Annotated in this window: 21 protein-coding genes; 7 read left to right on the plus strand and 14 right to left on the minus strand. The window is 67.6% G+C overall.

The features are described from left to right. Positions 1-92 precede the first annotated feature (92 nt). The 3 genes from prmA (at position 93) to fis (ending at position 2,213) form a co-directional block, all read left to right on the plus strand. Positions 93-1,013, plus strand: a complete 921-nt coding sequence (gene prmA, locus AC5P9N_RS05815) for a 50S ribosomal protein L11 methyltransferase (protein WP_099485029.1) — start codon at positions 93-95, stop codon at positions 1,011-1,013. 42 nt (positions 1,014-1,055) lie between these two features. Further along, complete coding sequence (locus AC5P9N_RS05820) at positions 1,056-1,823, plus strand: DUF3426 domain-containing protein (protein WP_033834058.1); 768 nt, start codon at positions 1,056-1,058, stop codon at positions 1,821-1,823. Positions 1,824-1,937: 114 nt separating this feature from the next. Next, positions 1,938-2,213: a DNA-binding transcriptional regulator Fis gene (gene fis / locus AC5P9N_RS05825; protein ID WP_005419706.1), complete on the plus strand. Its 276-nt coding sequence runs from the start codon at positions 1,938-1,940 to the stop codon at positions 2,211-2,213. A 124-nt stretch (positions 2,214-2,337) separates the two neighbouring features. Here fis and AC5P9N_RS05830 read toward each other — a convergent pair whose 3' ends face one another. Genes AC5P9N_RS05830 through AC5P9N_RS05855 form a run of 6 tightly spaced genes read right to left on the minus strand, consistent with a single transcriptional unit; the run spans position 2,338 to position 8,138 of the window. Continuing rightward, positions 2,338-3,333 (minus strand): phosphatidate cytidylyltransferase, encoded by a 996-nt coding sequence (locus AC5P9N_RS05830; protein WP_005414654.1) that lies wholly within the window; start codon positions 3,331-3,333, stop codon positions 2,338-2,340. After that, complete coding sequence (locus AC5P9N_RS05835; protein WP_005411260.1) at positions 3,330-3,959, minus strand: lysophospholipid acyltransferase family protein; 630 nt, start codon at positions 3,957-3,959, stop codon at positions 3,330-3,332. Before AC5P9N_RS05835 ends, AC5P9N_RS05830 begins: the two co-directional genes overlap by 4 nt. Positions 3,960-3,972: 13 nt before the next feature. Next, positions 3,973-4,410: a hypothetical protein gene (locus tag AC5P9N_RS05840; RefSeq protein WP_099485028.1), complete on the minus strand. Its 438-nt coding sequence runs from the start codon at positions 4,408-4,410 to the stop codon at positions 3,973-3,975. Next, complete coding sequence (locus AC5P9N_RS05845; RefSeq protein ID WP_099485027.1) at positions 4,407-5,735, minus strand: phosphatase PAP2/dual specificity phosphatase family protein; 1,329 nt, start codon at positions 5,733-5,735, stop codon at positions 4,407-4,409. Before AC5P9N_RS05845 ends, AC5P9N_RS05840 begins: the two co-directional genes overlap by 4 nt. After that, complete coding sequence (locus AC5P9N_RS05850) at positions 5,735-7,486, minus strand: bifunctional alpha/beta hydrolase/class I SAM-dependent methyltransferase (RefSeq protein ID WP_099485026.1); 1,752 nt, start codon at positions 7,484-7,486, stop codon at positions 5,735-5,737. Before AC5P9N_RS05850 ends, AC5P9N_RS05845 begins: the two co-directional genes overlap by 1 nt. Positions 7,487-7,520: 34 nt before the next feature. After that, positions 7,521-8,138 (minus strand): CDP-alcohol phosphatidyltransferase family protein, encoded by a 618-nt coding sequence (locus AC5P9N_RS05855; RefSeq protein ID WP_495223819.1) that lies wholly within the window; start codon positions 8,136-8,138, stop codon positions 7,521-7,523. Between the two features lie 223 nt (positions 8,139-8,361). Between AC5P9N_RS05855 and purH the strand changes: the two genes are divergently transcribed. Genes purH through purD form a run of 3 tightly spaced genes read left to right on the plus strand, consistent with a single transcriptional unit; the run spans position 8,362 to position 12,182 of the window. Continuing rightward, complete coding sequence (gene purH, locus AC5P9N_RS05860; RefSeq protein ID WP_164212686.1) at positions 8,362-9,945, plus strand: bifunctional phosphoribosylaminoimidazolecarboxamide formyltransferase/IMP cyclohydrolase; 1,584 nt, start codon at positions 8,362-8,364, stop codon at positions 9,943-9,945. Between the two features lie 16 nt (positions 9,946-9,961). After that, on the plus strand, positions 9,962-10,840 hold the full coding sequence (locus AC5P9N_RS05865; protein WP_099473488.1) for a hypothetical protein: 879 nt from the start codon (positions 9,962-9,964) through the stop codon (positions 10,838-10,840). 58 nt (positions 10,841-10,898) lie between these two features. Beyond that, complete coding sequence (gene purD / locus AC5P9N_RS05870) at positions 10,899-12,182, plus strand: phosphoribosylamine--glycine ligase (protein ID WP_099473490.1); 1,284 nt, start codon at positions 10,899-10,901, stop codon at positions 12,180-12,182. Between the two features lie 159 nt (positions 12,183-12,341). Here the strand turns inward: purD and AC5P9N_RS05875 are convergent, their stop codons facing one another. The 8 genes from AC5P9N_RS05875 to rhlB form a co-directional block, all read right to left on the minus strand. After that, on the minus strand, positions 12,342-12,674 hold the full coding sequence (locus AC5P9N_RS05875) for a helix-turn-helix domain-containing protein (RefSeq protein ID WP_099473492.1): 333 nt from the start codon (positions 12,672-12,674) through the stop codon (positions 12,342-12,344). After that, positions 12,658-13,041: a type II toxin-antitoxin system RelE/ParE family toxin gene (locus tag AC5P9N_RS05880; protein ID WP_060381068.1), complete on the minus strand. Its 384-nt coding sequence runs from the start codon at positions 13,039-13,041 to the stop codon at positions 12,658-12,660. Before AC5P9N_RS05880 ends, AC5P9N_RS05875 begins: the two co-directional genes overlap by 17 nt. Positions 13,042-13,217: 176 nt before the next feature. Beyond that, complete coding sequence (gene rpoH / locus AC5P9N_RS05885) at positions 13,218-14,093, minus strand: RNA polymerase sigma factor RpoH (protein ID WP_005411269.1); 876 nt, start codon at positions 14,091-14,093, stop codon at positions 13,218-13,220. A 278-nt stretch (positions 14,094-14,371) separates the two neighbouring features. Next, positions 14,372-15,085 carry a uracil-DNA glycosylase gene (gene ung, locus AC5P9N_RS05890; RefSeq protein WP_005411270.1) on the minus strand — a complete coding sequence of 238 codons (714 nt, stop codon included), beginning with the start codon at positions 15,083-15,085 and terminating at the stop codon, positions 14,372-14,374. A 9-nt stretch (positions 15,086-15,094) separates the two neighbouring features. Continuing rightward, positions 15,095-15,937, minus strand: coding sequence for a response regulator (locus tag AC5P9N_RS05895; RefSeq protein WP_005411271.1), 843 nt, complete (start codon positions 15,935-15,937; stop codon positions 15,095-15,097). Between the two features lie 7 nt (positions 15,938-15,944). Beyond that, positions 15,945-16,892, minus strand: coding sequence for a permease-like cell division protein FtsX (gene ftsX, locus AC5P9N_RS05900; protein WP_005414664.1), 948 nt, complete (start codon positions 16,890-16,892; stop codon positions 15,945-15,947). A 3-nt stretch (positions 16,893-16,895) separates the two neighbouring features. Next, positions 16,896-17,582 (minus strand): cell division ATP-binding protein FtsE, encoded by a 687-nt coding sequence (gene ftsE, locus AC5P9N_RS05905; RefSeq protein WP_005411273.1) that lies wholly within the window; start codon positions 17,580-17,582, stop codon positions 16,896-16,898. A gap of 138 nt (positions 17,583-17,720) precedes the next feature. Then, positions 17,721-19,448 carry an ATP-dependent RNA helicase RhlB gene (gene rhlB / locus AC5P9N_RS05910; RefSeq protein ID WP_099485025.1) on the minus strand — a complete coding sequence of 576 codons (1,728 nt, stop codon included), beginning with the start codon at positions 19,446-19,448 and terminating at the stop codon, positions 17,721-17,723. A gap of 511 nt (positions 19,449-19,959) precedes the next feature. Between rhlB and trxA the strand changes: the two genes are divergently transcribed. Beyond that, the gene (trxA, locus tag AC5P9N_RS05915) at positions 19,960-20,289 is read left to right on the plus strand and encodes a thioredoxin (RefSeq protein ID WP_005411275.1); all 330 of its coding nucleotides are present in this window, start codon (positions 19,960-19,962) and stop codon (positions 20,287-20,289) included. Positions 20,290-20,411 lie beyond the last annotated feature (122 nt).

The raw sequence follows: 20,411 nt of genomic DNA on the forward strand, positions 1-20,411 counted from the left end.
GGTTCCGTTCATCTCCGAGCGGCATCTCAGGCAATACGGAGACGCTCCGATGGTCTAGCATGGCCCCCTTTCCCGCGATTGCCCCCACCGCCATGCCGTTCCTGGAACTGACCCTGCGTTGCACCGAAGCTACCCAGCCCCGCTATGAGAATGCGCTGGAGGATGTCGGCGCACTGGCCGTCACGCTGCTTGATGCCGAGGCCGATACCAGCAACGAACAGGCCATTCTCGAGCCGGGCGTGGGCGAGACCCCGCTATGGGACACCCTGGTGCTGAGCGCGCTGTTTCCCGCCGACAGCAACGCATTGCTGCTGCTGGCCGCGCTGGAGGCGTTCGACCCGGAACTGGACTGGAGCAGCGGCAGTTTCCGCGCGGTCGAGGACGAGGACTGGGAACGCGCCTGGCTGGACCAGTTCCAGCCGATGGCTTTCGGCAGCCGCACCTGGATCGTGCCGTGGAACCATGAACTGCCGGAGGCCGCACAGGCGGCCGACGCCGCCGTGGTGCGGCTGGACCCGGGCCTGGCGTTCGGCTCGGGCACCCACCCGACCACCGCGCTCTGCCTGCGCTGGCTGGACCAGCTGGCCGTGGATGGCCTGCTGCAGGGCCAGCGCGTGCTCGACTTCGGCTGCGGCTCCGGCATCCTTGCGCTTGCCGCGCTGAAGCTGGGCGCCGCTGAGGCCACCGGCGTGGACAACGATCCGCAGGCCCTGGTCGCCACCGCCGACAATGCCGAGCGCAACGGCGAACAGGCGCGCATGCACGTGTACCTGCCGCCGGACGAACCGGTCGCCACCTACCCGATCGTGGTCGCCAACATCCTCGCCTCGGCACTGGACGCGTTGGCCGAGCTGCTGGCCGCGCGCGTGGCTGCCGGCGGCCGTATTGCCCTGTCCGGCATCCTGCACGGCCAGGAAGGTGAACTGCTGCAGCGCTATGCCGAATGGTTCGACGACCTGCAGGCGACCCAGGATGGCGACTGGATGCGCATCACCGGCGTGCGCCGCGCCTGATCGTGGTTGAATGACTGCTGGATCCGAGCCCGCACCCTGAGCATGTCCGAGCCGAACCCACCGCGACGCCCTCTGGCAACCTTCCTGCGCACCGCCCCGGAAGGTTCGCCCGTGCCTGCGACCGATGCGCGCACGCAGGAACCAGAAGAACACGCGTCGCCTGCCATGCAGGTGCCAGCCGGGCCCGCCGAAGCGGCGCATGTGGCGGCGGAGATGCAGCACGACGATGCGCCTGTCATCGTTGATGACATTGCGGCCATCGCGTCGGCACCGGTTGCAGTGCCGGCGACGACGGCCGCCGTTGACGCGCCGAGTTTCCTTGGCAGTGCGCGCCCTCGCAGCCTGCCGGCACCGCGCTGGCACTGGCTGCTGGTTGCAGGGCTGGCGCTGCTGCTGGTGCTGCAGAGCGTGCTGGCCGACCGTGCGCGGCTGGCCGCCGACGCTGGCAACCGTGCTTGGCTGGGCACGCTCTGCGGCCTCCTGCGCTGCAGCCTGCCGGCCTGGCATGAACCCACCGCCTTCACCATGACCAGCCGCGAGATCCGGCCGCTGCCCGGGCAGGCCGGCGTGCTGCAGGTGCAGGCCAGCATCCGCAACGACGCACGCTGGGCACAGGCCTGGCCGGACCTGCGCCTGTCACTGTCCGATGCTGATGGCCGGGTGATCGGCAGCGGTGTGTTCACGCCTGCGCAGTACCTTGGCGAGAACCCCGGCGCCGCCCTGCTGGAACCGGGCCAGAGCGCGCGCGTCGCCTTCCGTGTGCAGGAGCCCGCCGCATCCACCGTCGCATTCACCTTCGACTTCCTCTGAACGTGAAAAGGCGACCGGCCGTGGCAGGCCGGGCACGCTCGCGCTAGACTGGCCGCCACCACCTCGTCCGGCCGCGCGCACCGCGCGCACGGGCCCACCGAATCGGGAACCCCCTTGAACGCTGTCCTCTCTCGTCCTGACAACAGTCGTGGCGCTCCCCGGCCACCGCTGCGTGAACATGTCGCCCAATCCGTGCGCCGTTACCTGCGTGACCTCGATGGCTGCGACGCGGACGATGTCTACGAGATCGTGCTGCGCGAGATGGAGATCCCGCTGTTCGTGGAAGTGCTCAACCACTGCGAAGGCAACCAGAGCCGCGCCGCCGCGATGCTGGGCATCCACCGTGCCACCCTGCGCAAGAAGCTGAAGGAATACGGCATCAGCGCGTAAACGCGCACGGGTAGTGCCGGCCGTGGCCGGCAACCCCACGAACGATGGCAGGATGTTGCAGTTGCCGGCCAGCGGCCGGCACTACCGGTAGAACCGCGCCATGCGTGGATGGAAGCCGGCAGAATCAACCGCCGCCGCCCGCCTTCCAGTAATACCGCACCACGTGGAAGAACACCGGCGCGGCGAAGCACACCGAATCCAGCCGGTCGAGCATGCCGCCATGGCCCTCGATCATGTGGCCCCAGTCCTTGATGCCCCGGTCACGCTTGATCGCCGACATCACCAGGCCGCCCCAGAACCCCATCAGGTTGATCAGCAGCGACAGGCCGAACGCCTGCAGCGGGGTGAACGGGGTGATCCACCACAGCGCCGCGCCCAGTGCGCTGGCACTCAGCACGCCGCCGACGAAGCCCTCCACCGTCTTCGACGGCGACAGCTTCGGCGCGATCAGGTGCTTGCCCAACAACTTGCCCCAGATGTACTGCAGCACGTCCGAGGACTGCACCACGATCACCAGGAAAGCAAACAGCAGCACGTTGCGCGAGGGGTCATGGCCCGGCACGTGCAGGTTCAGCAGCAGCGGCACGTGCGAGATGCAGAACACGCAGATCATCAGCCCCCACTGCACCTTCGCCGTGCGCTCCAGGTAGTGCGTGGTATCGCCGCCGATGGTCGACAGGATCGGCAGGAACAGGAACGCATAGACCGGAATCAGCAGCGTGTACATGCCGTACCAGTCGATCCACACCAGGTAGTACTGCCACGGCAGCACGATGTAGAACGCGGCCAGCAGCGCGTAGTAATCGCCTGAGCGGGTCGGCGCCAGGGTGATGAACTCGCGCAGTGCGAACAGCGAGATGATCGCGAACAGCACGATCACCCCGGCGCGGCCGAAGAACAGCGCCAGCCCGACCACGATCGCCATTACCCACCACGCGCGGATGCGCGACACCAGGTTGGCGATCACCGCGCTGGGCCGGCCGCGCTGGCGCCATCGCAGCGTTTCGGCCACCAGCGTGGCCAGTACCAGCACCGCACCGACGCCAGCGAACAGCAGGCCGGTCTGCTGGCCTACGCTCTGCGCTGCCAGGTCGCCGGACACATCGATCAGGAAACTCATGCGCGCCCCCCGTTCGGCGCCAAGTCCAGCAGCGCCTGCCGGCTGCGGGCCAGGAAGGCCGCCTTGTCCTCGTCGGCCTGCAGCCGCAGCGGCGTACCGAAGGTGGCCGTGCACAGCAGCGGCAGCGGCAGGAACCGGCCCTTGGGCATCACCCGCTTCAGGTTGTCGATCCACACCGGCACGAATTCCAGCTCCGGCCGTTGCCGTGCCAGGTGATAGATGCCGCTCTTGAACGGCAGCAGCGGCTCATCGCCCACGTTGCGGGTACCTTCCGGAAACAGGATCAGCGAGCAGTCTTCGTCCACCGCGTCACGCAGGGCCTGCAGCGGATCCTGCTGGCGATGGCCGGCCTCGCGCTCGACCAGCACGCCGTTGAACACCGCATCGATCAGGTAGCGACGCAGGCCGTCGCGCTGCCAGTATTCGGCCGCGGCAACTGGCCGCACCTGGCGCCGCAACGCAGGCGGCATCGACGACCAGATCAGCACGAAGTCGCCATGGCTGGCGTGGTTGCCGTAGTACACACGGCGCTCGCTGGACGGCGCGCAACCGATCCACAACGCGCGGGCACCGGTCACTACATGGATCGCACCACTGCAGGCGCGGGCAATCAGTTCGGCGAACATTGGTCCCTCCCGTTCACGTCTGCGGCCACAACACGGCCAGCACCAGCAGTGCGAACTGCACCGCTGTCAGCAGGTACTGGCGCAGCAGCAGGCGACGCATGCCGGCCCAGCGCGCGTCCCAGCCCCGCAGGGGCGCATCGGGCGACGCGCGGCGCAGGCCACTGTCGTGCAGCAGCTGATCAGTGCGGCGCGCGGCGGCATCGCCGTCCAGGCGCTCATCGCGCAGCAGCTGCAGCAGGCTGGCGTCCAGCGCAACCCGACACGCGTGGTACGTCTGGGCCACCCCTGCAGACATGCTGGCCAGCAGCAACCCTGCAGCGATCATCGCCAGGCCCGGCTCGGTGCCGAGCAGCAGCAATGCCACCAGCAGCAGCCCCAGCGACAGGCATGCCGGCCAACGCCCCTGCCGCAGCAGCAGCTGCATGGTCGCCAGATCGGGAACCGTGCTCATGCGCGCACTCCTGCCGCGTCGGTGATGGCACGCAGATGGGCCGTACCCAGCACGATGCCAGGGCGCGCAGCACGCACGATCGCCACCGCCGCGTCCGCATCGGCCGCACGACCACTGCGCAGCAGCCAGGTGGCCACGCTGGCGGCGCTGCGCGAATAGCCCAGCGCACAGCACACCAGCAACGGTCCGTGTGCATGCAGGCGCTCGATGGCCTCGGCCGCTTCGCGCAGCTGTTCCGGTGCAGGGACCACCAGGTCCAGCATCGGCACGCTGGCATACGCGGCGCCCTGCGCGCGACAGGACAGCTCGGCGCAGGCATCCACCACGCCCCCCAGTGGCGGCGGCAACGCGCCGTTGGGAATGCGGCCCAGCCACACGCCGTCCAGCACCGGCTCCGGCTGCGGCGCACGCCGCGTCCACAGCCGCGAGTTGATCCAGGCAGCGCCCAGGTACGGTGCCAGCAGCCATCGCGCGGCCATCGTCAGGCGGCCATCGGCGCGCTTCTGGAACACCGCTGTACCCAGCCCGGCATAGGCCAGCGCCACCAGCAGCAACGACGCCACCGGCCACAGCAGCCACAACGCGGCGCCACGCAGAAGCACCACCGGCACCAGCAATACAGCGGCCCCCAGCAGGTACAACGCTGCCAATCGCCAACGCCTCGCATCACGCGCGGTGTGCCAGGCCCGCAACGGTGGCGTGCCCTGCTCCGGCCACAGCCAGACGCACAGCCAACCGGCCAGCAGGCCGGTCGGGATATCGATGAAATGGTGCTGGAACGTGGTCAGCACCGAGACGCCGATCAGCAGTGCCCACACATGCAGTAGCCCGCGCCACACGCCATGCAGGTACTGCGCGAACTTCACCCACAGCACGATCAACAGCACGATGTGCAGCGACGGCGCCTGGTTGAACGGCTTGTCGAAGCCCAGCAGCACATCGAACAACCAACCGAACACGCCGCCGATCTCCGGCCGTTCGAAGCTGAAGCGCAGCGGCCACAGCAGAAAACAGGTGACCGCGATGACCTGCGCACTGAACAGCCGCAGCGCATGCCGGTCCAGTTCCAAGCGATGCCGGCACAGGAAGAACGAGATCGCGTAGAACAGATCGATCGACCAGTACGGCACGATCGTCCACGGCACGAACGGGATGCGTGTCTCCCACGCGAACGCCATCACCGGCAGGGTGGCATGGCGGCCGGCCATCCAGTTGGCGAAGCCGTAGCTGGCGAAGAAGAACGGACCCAGCAGGGCCAGCCACAGCAGGGCGCGCCGCCAGGGGCGCCCTTCCGCGGCCAGCGGGGTTGCGGCGAGCGTCGCCATCACGCGGTCCGGCGCGCCAGCGACACGGTGAAGATGCCGAAGTCGTCGATGCGCTGCGCCACCTTCTTGAAACCGGCCAGGCGCACCAGCTCATCCATCTCCTGCTGGGTACGGCGACGCATCACCCACGCCGCGCCACCGCGATGGCTGGTCAAGGCGCGCGCGATGAATTCCAGCTGCGGGTGCCAGGGTTGGCCGGTGTAGGCCAGGTAGCCTCCCGCCGGCACCGTTGCGGCGATACCCTGCAGCGAGCGCAGCACGGCGTCGTTGTCGGGGAACAGTTCGTACAGGCCCGAGACCACCGCCAGTGTCGGTGCTGGATCGACCTTGGCCAGTTGCGCCGGATCGAACGCATCGCCCTGCTCGAAGCGGGCGATGTCGGCCGCACCGAGGCGCTCGATCAACGCTTGGCCCTGGGTCACGTTCAGATCGCTGAAATCACGCAGCACGATACGGTCGGCGCGCTGTTCGCCCTGGCCCAGCGCTTCCAGCACATACCGGCCATGGCCGGCGGCCACGTCCAGCACACGCACCGGCGTGCCCTGCCCGCGCAGGCGCTGGGCAGCGTCGCGCAGCAGTTCCTGCAGGTGCTGGCCGCGCACGCGGATGCCACGCCAGCCGATTGCATCCAGGTAGTTGCGGTCGACCATCCGCCCCAATGGGCCCTTGCCGCGCGCCTCGTTCCGGTAGATGTAGTCCAGCGTGCTACCGGAATCGAAACCGGTCCGCAGGCCCAGCGCGATGCCTTCGGACAGCGTGCCGCCGAAGCGCAGGCCGCCACGCACCACGCGCCAGCGCAGGTCGGCCAGGCTGTTGCGCTCCGGTGGCCAGGCCAGGATCTCGGATTCTTCGAAGGTTGGCCCGTGACGGTGCGCGTCGCGCCGTGACAGCTCGCGCAGCGGCTCGGCAAAACGCGCCTGGATGAAGCTGCGGATGCGCGCCAGTGCTGGTGCACGATCGCGCTCGCCGAGCGTGTCGTGGAAGAAGCCCGGCAGATGCACACGCTCCTTGATCGGGCTGGACAGGCGCTCGTAGAAGCGGTCCTGCGGGCCGCGGTGCACGACGAAATCCGAGCCGGACACCAGCAGCTGCACCGGTACGCTGATTGCCTGCGCATCGGCCACGATGCGGTCGGCCGCCTCGTACAGGCCCAGCAGCACGCGCACCGAAATCGGCCGGGTGATCAGCGGGTCGGTGCGATAGCTTTCCACCCGCACCGGATCGTGGGTCAGCCACTGCGGCTTGACGTAGCTGTTGACGAAGAAGTTGCCACGCAGCTTCTGCATCAAGGCCAGGCCCGGCCGCGCGAACGGCACGTACAGCTTCACCTTGAACGCCGGCGAGGCCATGACCAGCGCGCGCAGGCGTGGCGCGTAGTCGTGCACCCAGGTCGCGGCGACCACCGCCCCTACGCTCTGCGCGATCACCACGATGTCTTCCACCGCAATGCCGTGCTCGGCGCCGATGTGGGCGATGAAACTGTCCAGATCACGCACCAGCGCCGGGAAGCCCGGTGCATCGCCCCGTGCGCCCGGCGAACGGCCATTGCCGCGCGCGTCCCAGGCGAAGAAGGCGGTGTCGGGCAGGTCCAGCTCATCGACCAGGTGGGTGACCCGGCCGGAGTGCTCATGGCCGCGGTGCAGCAGCACGATGGCCTTGGTGGCCGGCGTTGCGGTGGTGCCCGCCCAGTACCGGTAGAACAGCGGTACCTGGTCGAAGCTGTGGAATTCCCGTTCCTGCGCCTGACGCATGCAATCTCCTGATTGTCTTCTTGTATCTGCTTGATTAATTCGGCGAAACCGCTGCTTCCCGCAGTCCCCGACGGACGCGGTTGACCATCGTCAGCACGCACAGCACCGCCATGACCGCGGCCACGCCAGTGACCGTCATCGCGCCAACCCACTCAAACGCCAGCAGCAGGCCCAGCGCACCGATCACGAACGCGCGGTCGCTCTTGCCCATCGGGCCGTCGTAGCGGCGGCTGGCACCGACCATCAGCCCCAGCACCCCGGCGTACTCGCTCAGGGCCGCGGTCCAGGCCAGCAGCCACAGCGTCTCGGGGCGCACGCGCGGCACACTGAGCAGGCTCAGGTACAGCGCCGCATCGGCGATCACATCGCACAGCTCATTCAGATAGGCGCCCAGCCGCGACTGCTGGCCGAACTCGCGGGCCAGCATGCCGTCCACGGCGTTGAGCGCCATGCGCAGCAGCATCCACAGTGGCAGCAGCAGGTACAGCAGGGGCTGGGCCGGCGCGCAGCACCAGACGGCGGCGGCCACCAGCAGCGAGACCACGGCAGCGGCCACGGTCACCGTATTGGCAGTGATCCCCATGCGGTACAGGCCGCGTACGGCTGGACGCAACAGGTCCTGGAAACGTCCTTTCAATGCATAGATCGACATGATCCGTACCCGCTGATCCTTGGCAGTGCGGGCACAGCCTACCCCATCGTTGGCAGATTCCGACAACCCTGCTCTGGTCCGCAGGCCAGCCCCCGGATCGGGCCGGATCGGTGTGCCCGACCCGGCCTTGCGTCGATCGCCACGGCAAATTACCCCTTCCAGCGCCCGCCACCGGCCCCCACCGCCTACAATATCGGCCCCGCTCCGCTGCCGATTCTGTCCCATGACTGCTGATCTGTTGCCCGTCCGCCGGGCCCTCCTCTCCGTTTCCGACAAGACCGGTCTGGTCGAGCTGGCCACTGCGCTGGCGGCACGCGGCGTGGAGCTGCTGTCCACCGGCGGCACCGCCAAGGCGATCCGCGATGCGGGCCTGGCCGTGAAGGACGTGGCCGACGTCACCGGTTTCCCGGAAATGATGGACGGCCGGGTCAAGACCCTGCACCCGATGGTGCACGGCGGCCTGCTCGGCCGTTCGGGCCTGGATGATGCGGTAATGGCCGAACACGGCATCGGTGCCATCGACCTGCTGGTGCTGAACCTGTACCCGTTCGAATCGGTCACCGTCAAGGCCGACTGCACGCTGGCCGACGCGGTCGAGAACATCGACATCGGCGGCCCGGCCATGCTGCGTTCGGCAGCCAAGAACTTCGCCCGCGTGGCGGTGGCCACCGACCCGTCGCAGTACGCCGAACTGCTGGCCTCGCTGGACGCCAACGACGGCCAGCTGTCGGCCGCCACCCGCTTCGCGTTCTCGGTGGCCGCGTTCAACCGCGTTGCCCAGTACGACGCCGCGATCAGCAACTACCTGTCGGCGGTCACCGCCACCGACGCCGCCGTGCCGGCCCGCGCCGAGTACCCGGCGCAGATGAACTCCACCTTCGTGAAGGTGATGGACCTGCGCTACGGCGAGAACCCGCACCAGAGCGGCGCGTTCTACCGCGACCTGTACCCGGTGCCGGGCACGCTGGCCACCTTCCAGCAGCTCCAGGGCAAGGAGCTGAGCTACAACAACCTGGCCGACGCCGATGCGGCGTGGGAATGCGTGCGCCAGTTCGATGCGCCGGCCTGCGTCATCGTCAAGCACGCCAATCCGTGCGGCGTGGCGGTTGGCGCCGGCAACGGCGATGCCTACGAGCTGGCCTACGCCACCGACCCGACCAGCGCCTTCGGCGGCATCATCGCCTTCAACAAGCCGCTGGACGCCGCCACTGCCAAGGTGATCCTGGACCGCCAGTTCGTGGAAGTGCTGATTGCCCCGGATTACGAGCCGGCCGCGCTGGAATACGCACAGAAGAAGGCCAACGTGCGCGTGCTGCGCATCCCGCACGGTGATGGCCTGAACAACTTCGACAGCAAGCGCGTCGGCTCGGGCCTGCTGCTGCAGTCCTCGGACAACCGCGGCATGACCCGCGACGAACTGAAGGTGGTCAGCAAGCTGGCGCCGACCGACAAGCAGTTCACCGACCTGCTGTTCGCCTGGAAGGTGGCCAAGTTCGTGAAGTCCAACGCGATTGTGTACGCCAAGGACAACCGCACGATTGGCGTGGGCGCCGGCCAGATGAGCCGCGTGTACTCGGCGCGCATCGCCGGCATCAAGGCCGCCGATGCCAACCTGGTGGTCGAGGGTTCGGTGATGGCCTCCGATGCGTTCTTCCCGTTCCGCGACGGCATCGATGCCGCCGCCGCCGCCGGCATCAAGGCGGTGATCCAGCCGGGCGGTTCGATGCGCGATGCCGAAGTGATCGCCGCCGCCGACGAACATGGCCTGGCCATGGTGTTCACCGGCGTGCGCCACTTCCGCCACTGATACTGGAGCGACACGGATGTCCGCAGTCTCACTGAAATCGCTGGCCATGCTCGCCCTCGCGGGCGCGGCCGTGCTGGCCGGCTGCAAGCCTGCGGCCGCCCCGGTGCCTGCGTCGTCGCCACAGGCCGCCACGTCGGCCCCTGCCGAGCCGACGGCGCACGTGAGCCGCACCGCACGACTGCAGGCCTTCCTGGTCCAGCGCTACGGCAAGAACGCCAGGCTCTCCGGTGAATGGCACGGCAGCTGGAACGACGACGGCGAAACCCGCCCGATGGACTGGCACGTCTGCGCCGAGCAGCCGGTGGTGAGCGGTGACAGCTGGCAGCAGTTGCTGGCGGTCTGCGGCGCACTGTCCGAAGGCGCGCACATCGACGCGGGAACGATCGACTTCTTCGTGCTGCGCCCGAAGGGCGATGGCTTCGACGTGACCAGCGAACTGACCGGCGAACGCTTCGGCAGCGGTGGCCAGCCCGGCACGGTCAGCGTCATCCGCGCCGGTAGCGACTTCCATGGCTTCCGCGTCGAGGACGGCTGGTTCGGGCAGGGCTTCTCGCTGCTCTCGCAGTCGCTGATCCTGCCAGGCCCGAACGGCCTGGTGGCCAGCGGCAGCGTGCGCAGCCATATCGACAATGATGCCCAGTACGAGTGCGACAACCCAGGGGCCAGCAGCGACCCGGAGACCGTCGAGGACTGCCGTACCCGCCGCTTCAGCATCGATTTCGCACTGCGCTTCGACGACAGCGATCGCAGCGCGCGCATCTGGCCGCTGCTGATCGAGGAAACCGGAACCACCTGTGGTGGCAAGCAGGTCCGGCAGGAACACCGCTTTACCCTGGACCCGAAGACCTGGGCCTATTCCTTCCCCGAATCGCTGCGACGCGAAGGCTGCGAATGAAGCACCTGCGCCAACGGGGACATCGACCTTCCCTTCCCACGCAATCTGGAATCTCGTGATGAACGTACTTGTCATCGGCTCTGGCGGCCGCGAACACGCCCTGGCATGGAAGCTGGCCCAGTCCTCCCGTGTCACCGAAGTGATCGTGGCGCCCGGCAACGCCGGCACCGCCAGCGAAGACAAGTGCCGCAACGTGGCGGTGAAAGTGACCGACATCGACGGCCTGCTGGCGCTGGCCCAGGCCGAAGGCGTGGCGCTGACCGTGGTCGGCCCGGAAGTACCGCTGGTGGCCGGCGTGGTCGACCGCTTCCGCGCCGCCGGCCTGCGCATCTTCGGGCCGACCGCCGCCGCCGCGCAGCTGGAAGGCAGCAAGGCCTACGCCAAGGACTTCCTGGCCCGCCACAACATCCCCACCGCGTTCTACGCCGTGCACACCGAGGTGGATGCCGCGCTGGCCTATGTGCGCGAGAAGGGCGCCCCGATCGTGGTCAAGGCCGATGGCCTGGCCGCCGGCAAGGGCGTGATCGTGGCGATGACCCTGGCCGAAGCCGAAGACGCGGTGCGTGACATGCTGTCGGGCAACGCCTTCGGCGATGCCGGTGCGCGCGTGGTGATCGAAGAGTTCCTCGATGGCGAGGAAGCCAGCTTCATTTCGATGGTGGACGGCGTGCACGCGCTGCCGATGGCCACTTCGCAGGACCACAAGCGCGTCGGCGACGGCGACACCGGTCCGAACACCGGCGGCATGGGCGCGTATTCGCCGGCCCCGGTGGTCACGCCGGAAGTGCATGCCCGCGTGATGCGCGACGTGGTGAACCCGACCGTGCAAGGCATGATCGCCGACGGGATCCCGTTCACCGGCTTCCTCTATGCCGGCCTGATGATCGACGCCAGCGGCGCGCCGAAGGTGATCGAGTTCAACGTGCGCTTCGGCGATCCAGAAACCCAGCCGGTGATGCTGCGCCTGCAGTCGGATCTGGTCGAACTGGTGGAAGCGGCCATCGACGGCCGCCTGGACCAGATCGACGCACAGTGGGATCCGCGGCCGTCGCTGGGCGTGGTGCTGGCGGCGAAGCCGTACCCGGAAGCGCCGATCACCGGCGACGTGATTTCCGGCCTGGATGAAGTGCCGGCCACTGCCAAGGTATTCCACGCCGGTACGGCATTGGATGCACAGGGCCAGGTGCTCAGTGCCGGCGGCCGCGTGCTGTGCGTGGCTGCACTGGGTGACAGCGTGCGCGACGCGCAGGCGAACGCCTATGCCGGCGTGGCCAAGGTGACCTGGGCCAACGAATTCCACCGCAACGACATTGGCTGGCGCGCGATCGCACGCGAGGGGTGAGGCCCACGCGGGATCGGGGCATCCACGCATGGCGTGGATCTACCTGATCTTGCCGCATCCATGCATGGCGTCGATCATGCGAGGCTCGCGGTAGATCCACGCCATGCGTGGATTGAATACCACGGTAAAGCAAAGGCCCGGCATCGCCGGGCCTTTGCTTTACAGAACTGCTTCGAGGCCCTTCCGTTCAATCAGGTTAAGCAACTTCAGTGACGGTCCGCTGGGCTTCTTTTCGCCCTGCTCCCAGCTGCGTACGGTGGAAACGCTGGTATTGAGAACTCCCGCAAATACCGGCTGACTGAGCTGCAATGACGTACGCAGGGCACGGATCTGGGCACTGCTGTATTCAGGGACCGGCTCAAGGCAAAGCGCTTCGTAGCTGCTCAACCGACGCTTATCAATGAAGCCATGCGCGTGCAGATTCACAGCCGCATCATGCACCGCTTCAAGAAGCGCACTTTTCGCGCGCCGTCGCTCAGGGGGCTTCGTCATGGCCGATCTCCTGTAGATCCCCGTATTCCAAGGCACGATTCAGCTGCGCCGTACTCATTTTCAGGAACTCCGATGCGTACAACTGCAGCGCATCCCGTTCCGCATTCGTGATCGCAGTACGTTCATTCTTCTCGTAGCCGAAAAGGAAGAACCAATGCCCGCCTCGCTGCGTGGCGACGATGATTCGAACGCTCCCACGCTTTCCTCGCCCCGGCAACGCAACGCGCTTCTTGAAGATTCCGCCGCCAAGATCAGCATCCACCAGACCCGCTTCCATTTCACGTACCGACCGGTACAGCGCAGCGTCGGACAGGGTGGTCCTGCGCATGCTGCGATTGAAACTTCGTGTGCGGAAGATGCGTGGCATGATCATACCGTGCCACTGCGTGGTACGGCGTGAACATCAGCACCCAGCACATGACCCGGTCGGCGCAATCACCGCCCTGGCGTCAGAGTAGAGCCACGCCATGCGTGGCTAAGCCCCACAAATGAAAAAGGCCCGGCATTACCGGGCCTTTTCAGTACTTCAACGCCACCCGCGCCTTACGCGGTGAACAGCGCCTTCATCTTCTTCAGCGCGTTCGCCTCAACCTGGCGGATGCGCTCGGCCGACACGCCGTACTCGTCGGCCAGCTCCTGCAGCGTCACCTTGCTGTCGGCGTCCAGCCAGCGACGGCGGATGATGTCGCGCGAGCGGGCATCCAGTTCCGCCAGGCCTTCGCGCAGCAGCTGCATCTGGTTGTCTTCGCTGTCCTCGCGCTCGTAGGCCATCGACGGGTCTTCGTCATCGGCAACCAGGAACGCAGCCGGCGACGGCGGTGCGTGTTCGTTGTCCTCGTCGGTCGGCGCGTCGAAACCGATATCGCGGCCGGACAGGCGCGACTCCATTTCCATGACTTCGCGCTCGGACACGTTCAGGTCCTTGGCCACCGCGCTCACTTCCGCCGCGTTCATCCAGCCCAGGCGCGTCTTCGACTTGCGCAGGTTGAAGAACAGCTTGCGCTGCGCCTTGGTGGTGGCGACCTTCACGATGCGCCAGTTCTTCAGGATGAACTCGTGCATCTCTGCACGGATCCAGTGCACGGCGAAGGAGACCAGGCGCACGCCCATGTCCGGGTCGAAGCGCTTGACCGCCTTCATCAGGCCGATGTTGCCTTCCTGGATCAGATCGCCCAGGGCAAGGCCGTAGCCGTTGTAACCGCGGGCCACGTGCACCACGAAGCGCAGGTGCGAGTGCACCAGCTCGCGGGCGGCGTCCAGATCGTTGCCGTCGCGGAAGCGACGGGCCAGGTCCTGTTCGTCATCGACCGACAGCACCGGGATCTGGTGCACGGCACCGATGTAGGCGTCCAGCGAACCGAGCGCACTGGGAATCGGGAGATTGTTTGCCACAAGGGCAGTAGAGGTGTTCTGGCTCATAGGCACCCATCTTAGCAGTCCGGGATTTGGACTGCTAAAGGAGGAAAAAGTTCCAGCATCCTATTGATGCAACACTGGTCCCAAACAGAGCCCTACCGTAGCGCGATTTGATGACAGTGGCGAGCGCGCTTTTCGGGATTCACAATCCCTTGGAATTCAAGCAATTACCTGCCGGGAACCGGCCGATTCCGGTCAAGCGGAGCTGAACGGGCCGTTCTGGAGGCCCATTCAGGCCAGGGAACGTTGTCCGGCGTTCAGGCCCGGCCGCCAGCCGGCGCTCAGAGCACCGAGCGCGGCGGCAGCGACCAGTCGATCGGGGCCTGGCCGCGACGCTGCAGGTACTCGTTGGCCATCGAGAAATGGCGGCAGCCGAGGAAGCCACGATGGGCCGACAGCGGCGACGGATGCGGGGCCTTCAGAACGCGATGGCGACGGGTATCAATGACCTTGCCCTTCTGCTGCGCGTAGGCACCCCAGAGCATGAACACCAAGCCTTCGCGTTCGCGGTTGAGCACGTCCACCACGTGATCGGTGAAGCCTTCCCAGCCACGACCCTGGTGTGCGCCGGCCTTGCCCTCCTCCACCGTCAGCACGGCATTGAGCAGCAGCACGCCGCGTTGCGCCCACGGGATCAGGCAGCCGTGGTCCGGGCGCGGGATACCGAGATCGCTCTCGATCTCCTTGTAGATGTTCAGCAGCGACGGCGGCACCGGCACGCCCGGCGGCACCGAGAAACTCAGGCCATGCGCCTGGCCACGGCCGTGGTACGGGTCCTGGCCGAGGATCACCACCTTCACCTGCTCGAATGGCGTGGCGTCGAACGCGGCGAAGATCTGCGGGCCGGGCGGGAATACCGCCGCGCCACTGGCCTTGCGCTGGCGCAGGAAGCTGGACAGCTCGCGCATCTGCGGCTGCAGGAGGTAATCGCCGACATGCTGCTTCCAGCTCGGTTCCAGCTGGATCGTCGGGGTGTCCGCTACTTCATCAATCATTGCACCACTTCATCGAATCAGGGGTCCATCGTTCAACCGGGCCAGGCGCAGCTGGAACAGCACCTTGGTGACCAGCAGCCGTTCTTCGATCGGCTTGAGTACCAGGTCGTTGGCGCCGGACTGCAGCAGCCCGGTCTGGTTGTGCGGGTTGCCGTCGCCGGTCATCACCAGCACCGGCAGGCGGCGCTTGCCGTAGCCGAAGTCCACGCGCACGCGCTGCACCACGTCGCGGCCGCTCAGTTCGCCCTTCAGGGTGACGTCGGTCAGCACCAGGTCGATGCGATGACGGCTGCGGCCCAGCGACTCGGCGGTGAGCAGGGTGAACGCCTCTTCGGCGCTGACCACGTGCAGCACGTTCAACTGCTGGCGTTCGAGCATGCGCTTGGTGGCCTCGGCCACCACGCGGCTGTCCTCGATGTAGAGGATGGTCGCGCCGGGAATGGTCTGCGGCTGCACATAGCCGCGGATGAAGGTCGCCAGCGCCTCGTGGCCCAGCGCCTTGTCGAAATAGTCGGTGACGTACTCGGTGAAGCGACGCTGCTCCAGATGCTGTTGGGCATCGCCGGACACCACGATCACCGGCACGTAGGCCTGGCCGGCCGCTTCGCGGACCATCCGTGCCAGCGCCAGGCCGTCGCCATCACGCAGGGTCAGCGAGGTGGTCACCAGGTCCACCGGGCCCTGCGCCAGCGCCTGCTGCGCATCCTCGATGCTGTCGCAGCCGATCACCTCCACGCCCGGCAGGTCGCGCTGCAGGACGTCGGCGATCAGCTTGCGGACCAGCTTCGAGCCATCGACCACCATCACCCGCGTCGCGGGCCCTTCAAGGTGCTTCAGCGCTTGCGGTTGCATGCCGGTCTCAGGTGTCGGTCGGTCGGGTCTGGCGCAGGAAGTGGCCGGTGACCAGCCACGCACCCAGCCAGCCCAGCAGCAGCGTGCCGAGCAGGACCAGGCCACCGTGCAGCAGGTCCAGGCCGTGCAGCACGAACGGGCTGCCGTAGCTGCGCGAGAGTTCGGCCAGCGGCACGCGCAGCGCGGCACCGGCGGCGCCGATCAGGGCCAGCGCAACCGCGCCGGCGCCCAGGCCATACCACGCACCCAGGTACAGGAACGGGCGGCGGATGAAGCCATCACTGGCGCCGAGCAGCTGCAGCACGCCGATCTCTTCGCGGCGGGCCTGGATGTCCAGGCGCACGGTGTTGCCGACCACCAGCGCGGCACCGACGCCGAGCAGGACCGACAGCACCTGCACCAGCCGCGCGCCGAACGCCAACCAAGCATCCAGGCGCTGGCGCCACAGTGCATCGTGCTGCACCAGGTCGGCCTCGGGCAGGCTCTCCAGCGCGCGTGCCAGGCGCGCGTCGTCCTTGCCCTGGCCGGGGGTGATCACCAGCAGCGAGGGCAGCGGGTTGTCATTGAGTGCGTCGATCGCCTCGCCGAGGCCGGCGTCGCGCAGTTCCTGCAGGCCCTGCTCGGGCGTGCGCACGTTCACTTCGGCCACGTCGTCGCGGTCGCGCAGCTGGCCGGCCAGGCGCAGCGCACCGGGGCCATCGACGTTGCCCTTCAGGAACACATTGATGTCGCGCGACTGCTGCACGCTGCCGGCGAACTGCTTGAGGTTGTCCAGCGCGATCGACAGGCCCAGCGGCAGGGCCAGTGCCAGCGCCATGACCATCACCGTCAGCAGGGTCGCCCACGGCTTGCGGCAGGCACGGCCGAGGCTGAACACCACGCTGTGCGCGTGGTGCTGGAACCAGACGCCCACGCGCGAGGGGGCGGCGGCTTCGCTGTTTTCGTTCTTCGCCATGGGTTACTCCGCCAGATCCTGCGGCGAGATGTCATCCACCAGCCGGCCGTGGTCGAGGATCAGCACGCGCTTGCGCATGCGGCGCAGCAGCGGCAGGTCGTGGCTGACCACCAGCACGCTGGTGCCGCGCGCGGGCAGCTCGGCGAACAGAGCCATGATCTCCGCCGCCAGGGTCGGGTCGAGGTTGCCGGTCGGTTCATCGGCCACCAGCAGCTTGGGCTCACCGACGATGGCGCGGGCGATGCCAACGCGCTGCTGCTCACCGGCCGACAGCTGCGAGGGCAGCGCCTTCTCGCGGTGGCCCAGGCCCATCCGTTCCAGCACCGAGCGCACGCGCTTGCTGATGTCGCCACGGCGGGTGCCGCGCAGGATCAGCGGCAGCGCCACGTTCTCGGCGATCGAGCGGTCCATCAGCAGGCGGTGGTCCTGGTAGACCGCACCCACCGCGCGACGGTGGCGGGGCACATCGCCGCCACGCACCTTCAGCAGGTTGCGCTCGTCGAACACCACCGCGCCACGGCTGGGCCGCTCGTCCAGATGGATCAACTTGAGCAGGGTGCTTTTGCCCGCACCGGAATGGCCGGTGACGAACAGCATCTCGCCCGGCGCGACCTCGAAGCTGACATCGGTCAGTGCCTCGTGGCCACCGGCGTACTGTTTGCTGACATTGTCGAAGCGCAGGACACTCATGCCCCGATTATGCAGGACCGGCGCGACGTCGTGGAGACGGTCACACCATCGGTAGTGCCGGCCGCTGGCCGGCAGCTTCGTGGGTTGCCGGCCAGCGGCCGGCACTACCCTGCCCCATGGGGCACCACCATCGGCGGATCAGTTGCCCGACAGCATCCGGCGGATCTTGCGGCCGATGCGGGTCAGGAACGAATCGCCGGTATCAGCAGCCGTGCGCACCGGCTTGGCCACCACCTGCACCGGCGTGACCGGGCTGGCGCCATTGCCGGCGGCGTTCTGCACGCCCTCGGCACCCTCGACCGGACGACCGTGGCGACGGCGGCGGCGCTTGCGCGGCTTGTGCTCGCCGTCCACCGCAGCTTCCGGTGCGCCTTCGGCACGCGGGGGGCGCGGCGGACGCGGGGCCTGGGCAGCGGCGCCTTCGGCACCGGCGGCCGGCGCGGCAGCGCCCTGCTCGCCTTCCGCGCGTGGCTTGCGCGGGCCACGCGAACGGCGTTCGCCGCTGCGCTCACCGTCACGGCCACCACGGCCACCACCACCACCGCCGGAACGGCCGCCACTGCGGCCACCGCCCCGACGCTCTTCCTCGGCGGCACGGGCTTCGCGCGCTTCGCGGAAGATCTGGCCGACGCTTTCATTGTCCTCGCCTTCCTCGCCTGCAGCCGGAGCCGGGCGTTCCGGGCGCGGCAGCGGGGTCAACAGTTCCTTGGTGACCGGCTCGGACGGAATCTTCTGCTCGATGTAGGCCTCGATGTCCGGCAGGCCCATGGCATAGCGTTCGCAGGCGAAGCTGATCGCGTCGCCCTCTTCACCCAGGCGCGCGGTGCGGCCGATGCGATGCACGTAGTCTTCGGCGTCGAACGGCAGGTCGTAGTTGTAGACGTACTTGATGCCGTCGATGTGCAGGCCGCGCGCAGCCACGTCGGTGGCCACCAGGATTTCCAGCTGGCCCTTCTGGAAGCGGTTGAGCAGGCTCTCGCGCTTCTTCTGCGGCACGTCGCCGGACAGCACGCCGACACGGTAGCCGGCCTTTTCCAGCGAACGCGCCACGCGCTCGACGAACACCTTGGTGTTGACGAAGACCATGGTGCGCGCGCCTTCGCTGCGCGAAAGCAGGCCCAGCAGCAGCGGGATCTTCTCATCGTCGGCCGGGAAGTAGATGCGCTGGCGCACGCGCGCGGCGGTGATGGTCTCGGCTTCGACCACCAGCTTCTGCGGCTCGTTCATGTGCTCGTAGGCCAGCTCCAGCACGCGGTGGCTGAGGGTGGCACTGAACAGCAGGGTCTGGCGGGTGGTGCGCTCCGGCATGCGGCGCAGCAGGAAGCGGATGTCCTTGATGAAGCCCAGGTCGAACATGCGGTCGGCTTCGTCCAGCACGCAGATCTCGCAGGCGTGCAGCGACACCACCTTGTGCTGCTTGACGTAGTCGATCAGGCGGCCCGGGGTGGCGATGATCACGTCCACGCCCTGCTGCAGCAGCTCGCGCTGCTTGTCGTAATCCACGCCGCCATAGACCAGGGCGAAGCGCAGGCCCAGGTCGGAACCGAACTTCACCGCATCCTTGTGGATCTGGATGGCCAGCTCGCGGGTCGGGGCGAGGATCAGCGCGCGCGGATCTTCCGGCTTGCGATCGGCCAGCGCCGGACGCGTCAGCAGGCGGTTCACGACAGCGACCAGGAAGGCCAGGGTCTTGCCGGTGCCGGTCTGGGCCTGGCCGGCAACATCACCGCCGGGCAGCGCGACCGGCAGGGTCAGCGCCTGGATCGGGGTGCAGCGGGTGAATCCGGCTCCTTCAAGGCCGGCCTGCAGGGCCGGGTGCAGCTCGAAGGAGGAAAAGGTCAAATCGGTCAGCGGTTTGTCGCTCATGAGTCCGTCTTGGTATGGCCGCCGGCCCGTGGGGCGGCTGGCACTTCATCGTCTAGGGGCACCGTCGCAAACTGCGGCCCCTGCGGCGGGTTGGCAGGCTGGGACCACCCGGTCCGCGCGCCGCACAATGGCCCAGTTTAACGCACTCGGGCCGGCAAACCGGAATGCCCCGTCTCACCGGATGGAGAGACGGCGCGCCTTCATCCAGCCACACGGGACTTGAACGACCCCGCCGGTCCCGCTGGTGTCGCCCGCTGCCACCCCCATCTTCGGGAAGACAGTGAAATCCGACACATACCGGGCTTCGAAGCGATCACGATACGCTGGGTTCCAGCCGGCGCCTGTCCCCGCCCTGCGATAGGGGTACACTGCCGGCCGTGAGCGTCCAGGCATCCCGCCGAACGCACCGCGGCAGTGCGCCGCGAGGCAACGACGAGGGTCGCGCCACCGGGCATGGCCCAGTTCACCCACCTCCGGCATGGCCGGGTGCAATCCAAGACGAGAAACCAAGATGAGCGACAAGGTTGTACATGTCGGCGACGCCGACTTTGATAGCGCAGTGCTGAATTCCAAGGAACCGGTGCTGGTCGATTTCTGGGCCGAATGGTGTGGCCCGTGCAAGATGATCGCCCCGGCGCTGGACGAACTGGCCGATGCCTACCAGGGCCGCGCCAAGATCGCCAAGGTCAACGTCGACCACAATCGTGCGCTGGCCGCCAAGTACCACGTGCGTTCGATCCCGTACCTGGTCGTGTTCAAGGACGGCGAGAAGGTCGGCGAGCAGATCGGTGCGGTGGGCAAGGCCCAGCTGGCCGGCCTGCTGGACAAGGCCCTGGCCTGATCCTGCTGTTTTCCGGCAGCCGCCACCCGCGGCTGCCGGCGGACGCCCTGCGTCCATGATGAATGCTGTTCCCGGCAGCCCTTGCACGGCGCCGCAGGCCGATGATAGTGTCGGCACATCCG

It is taken from the genome of Stenotrophomonas sp. YJH_SMC_6, from assembly GCF_059371335.1.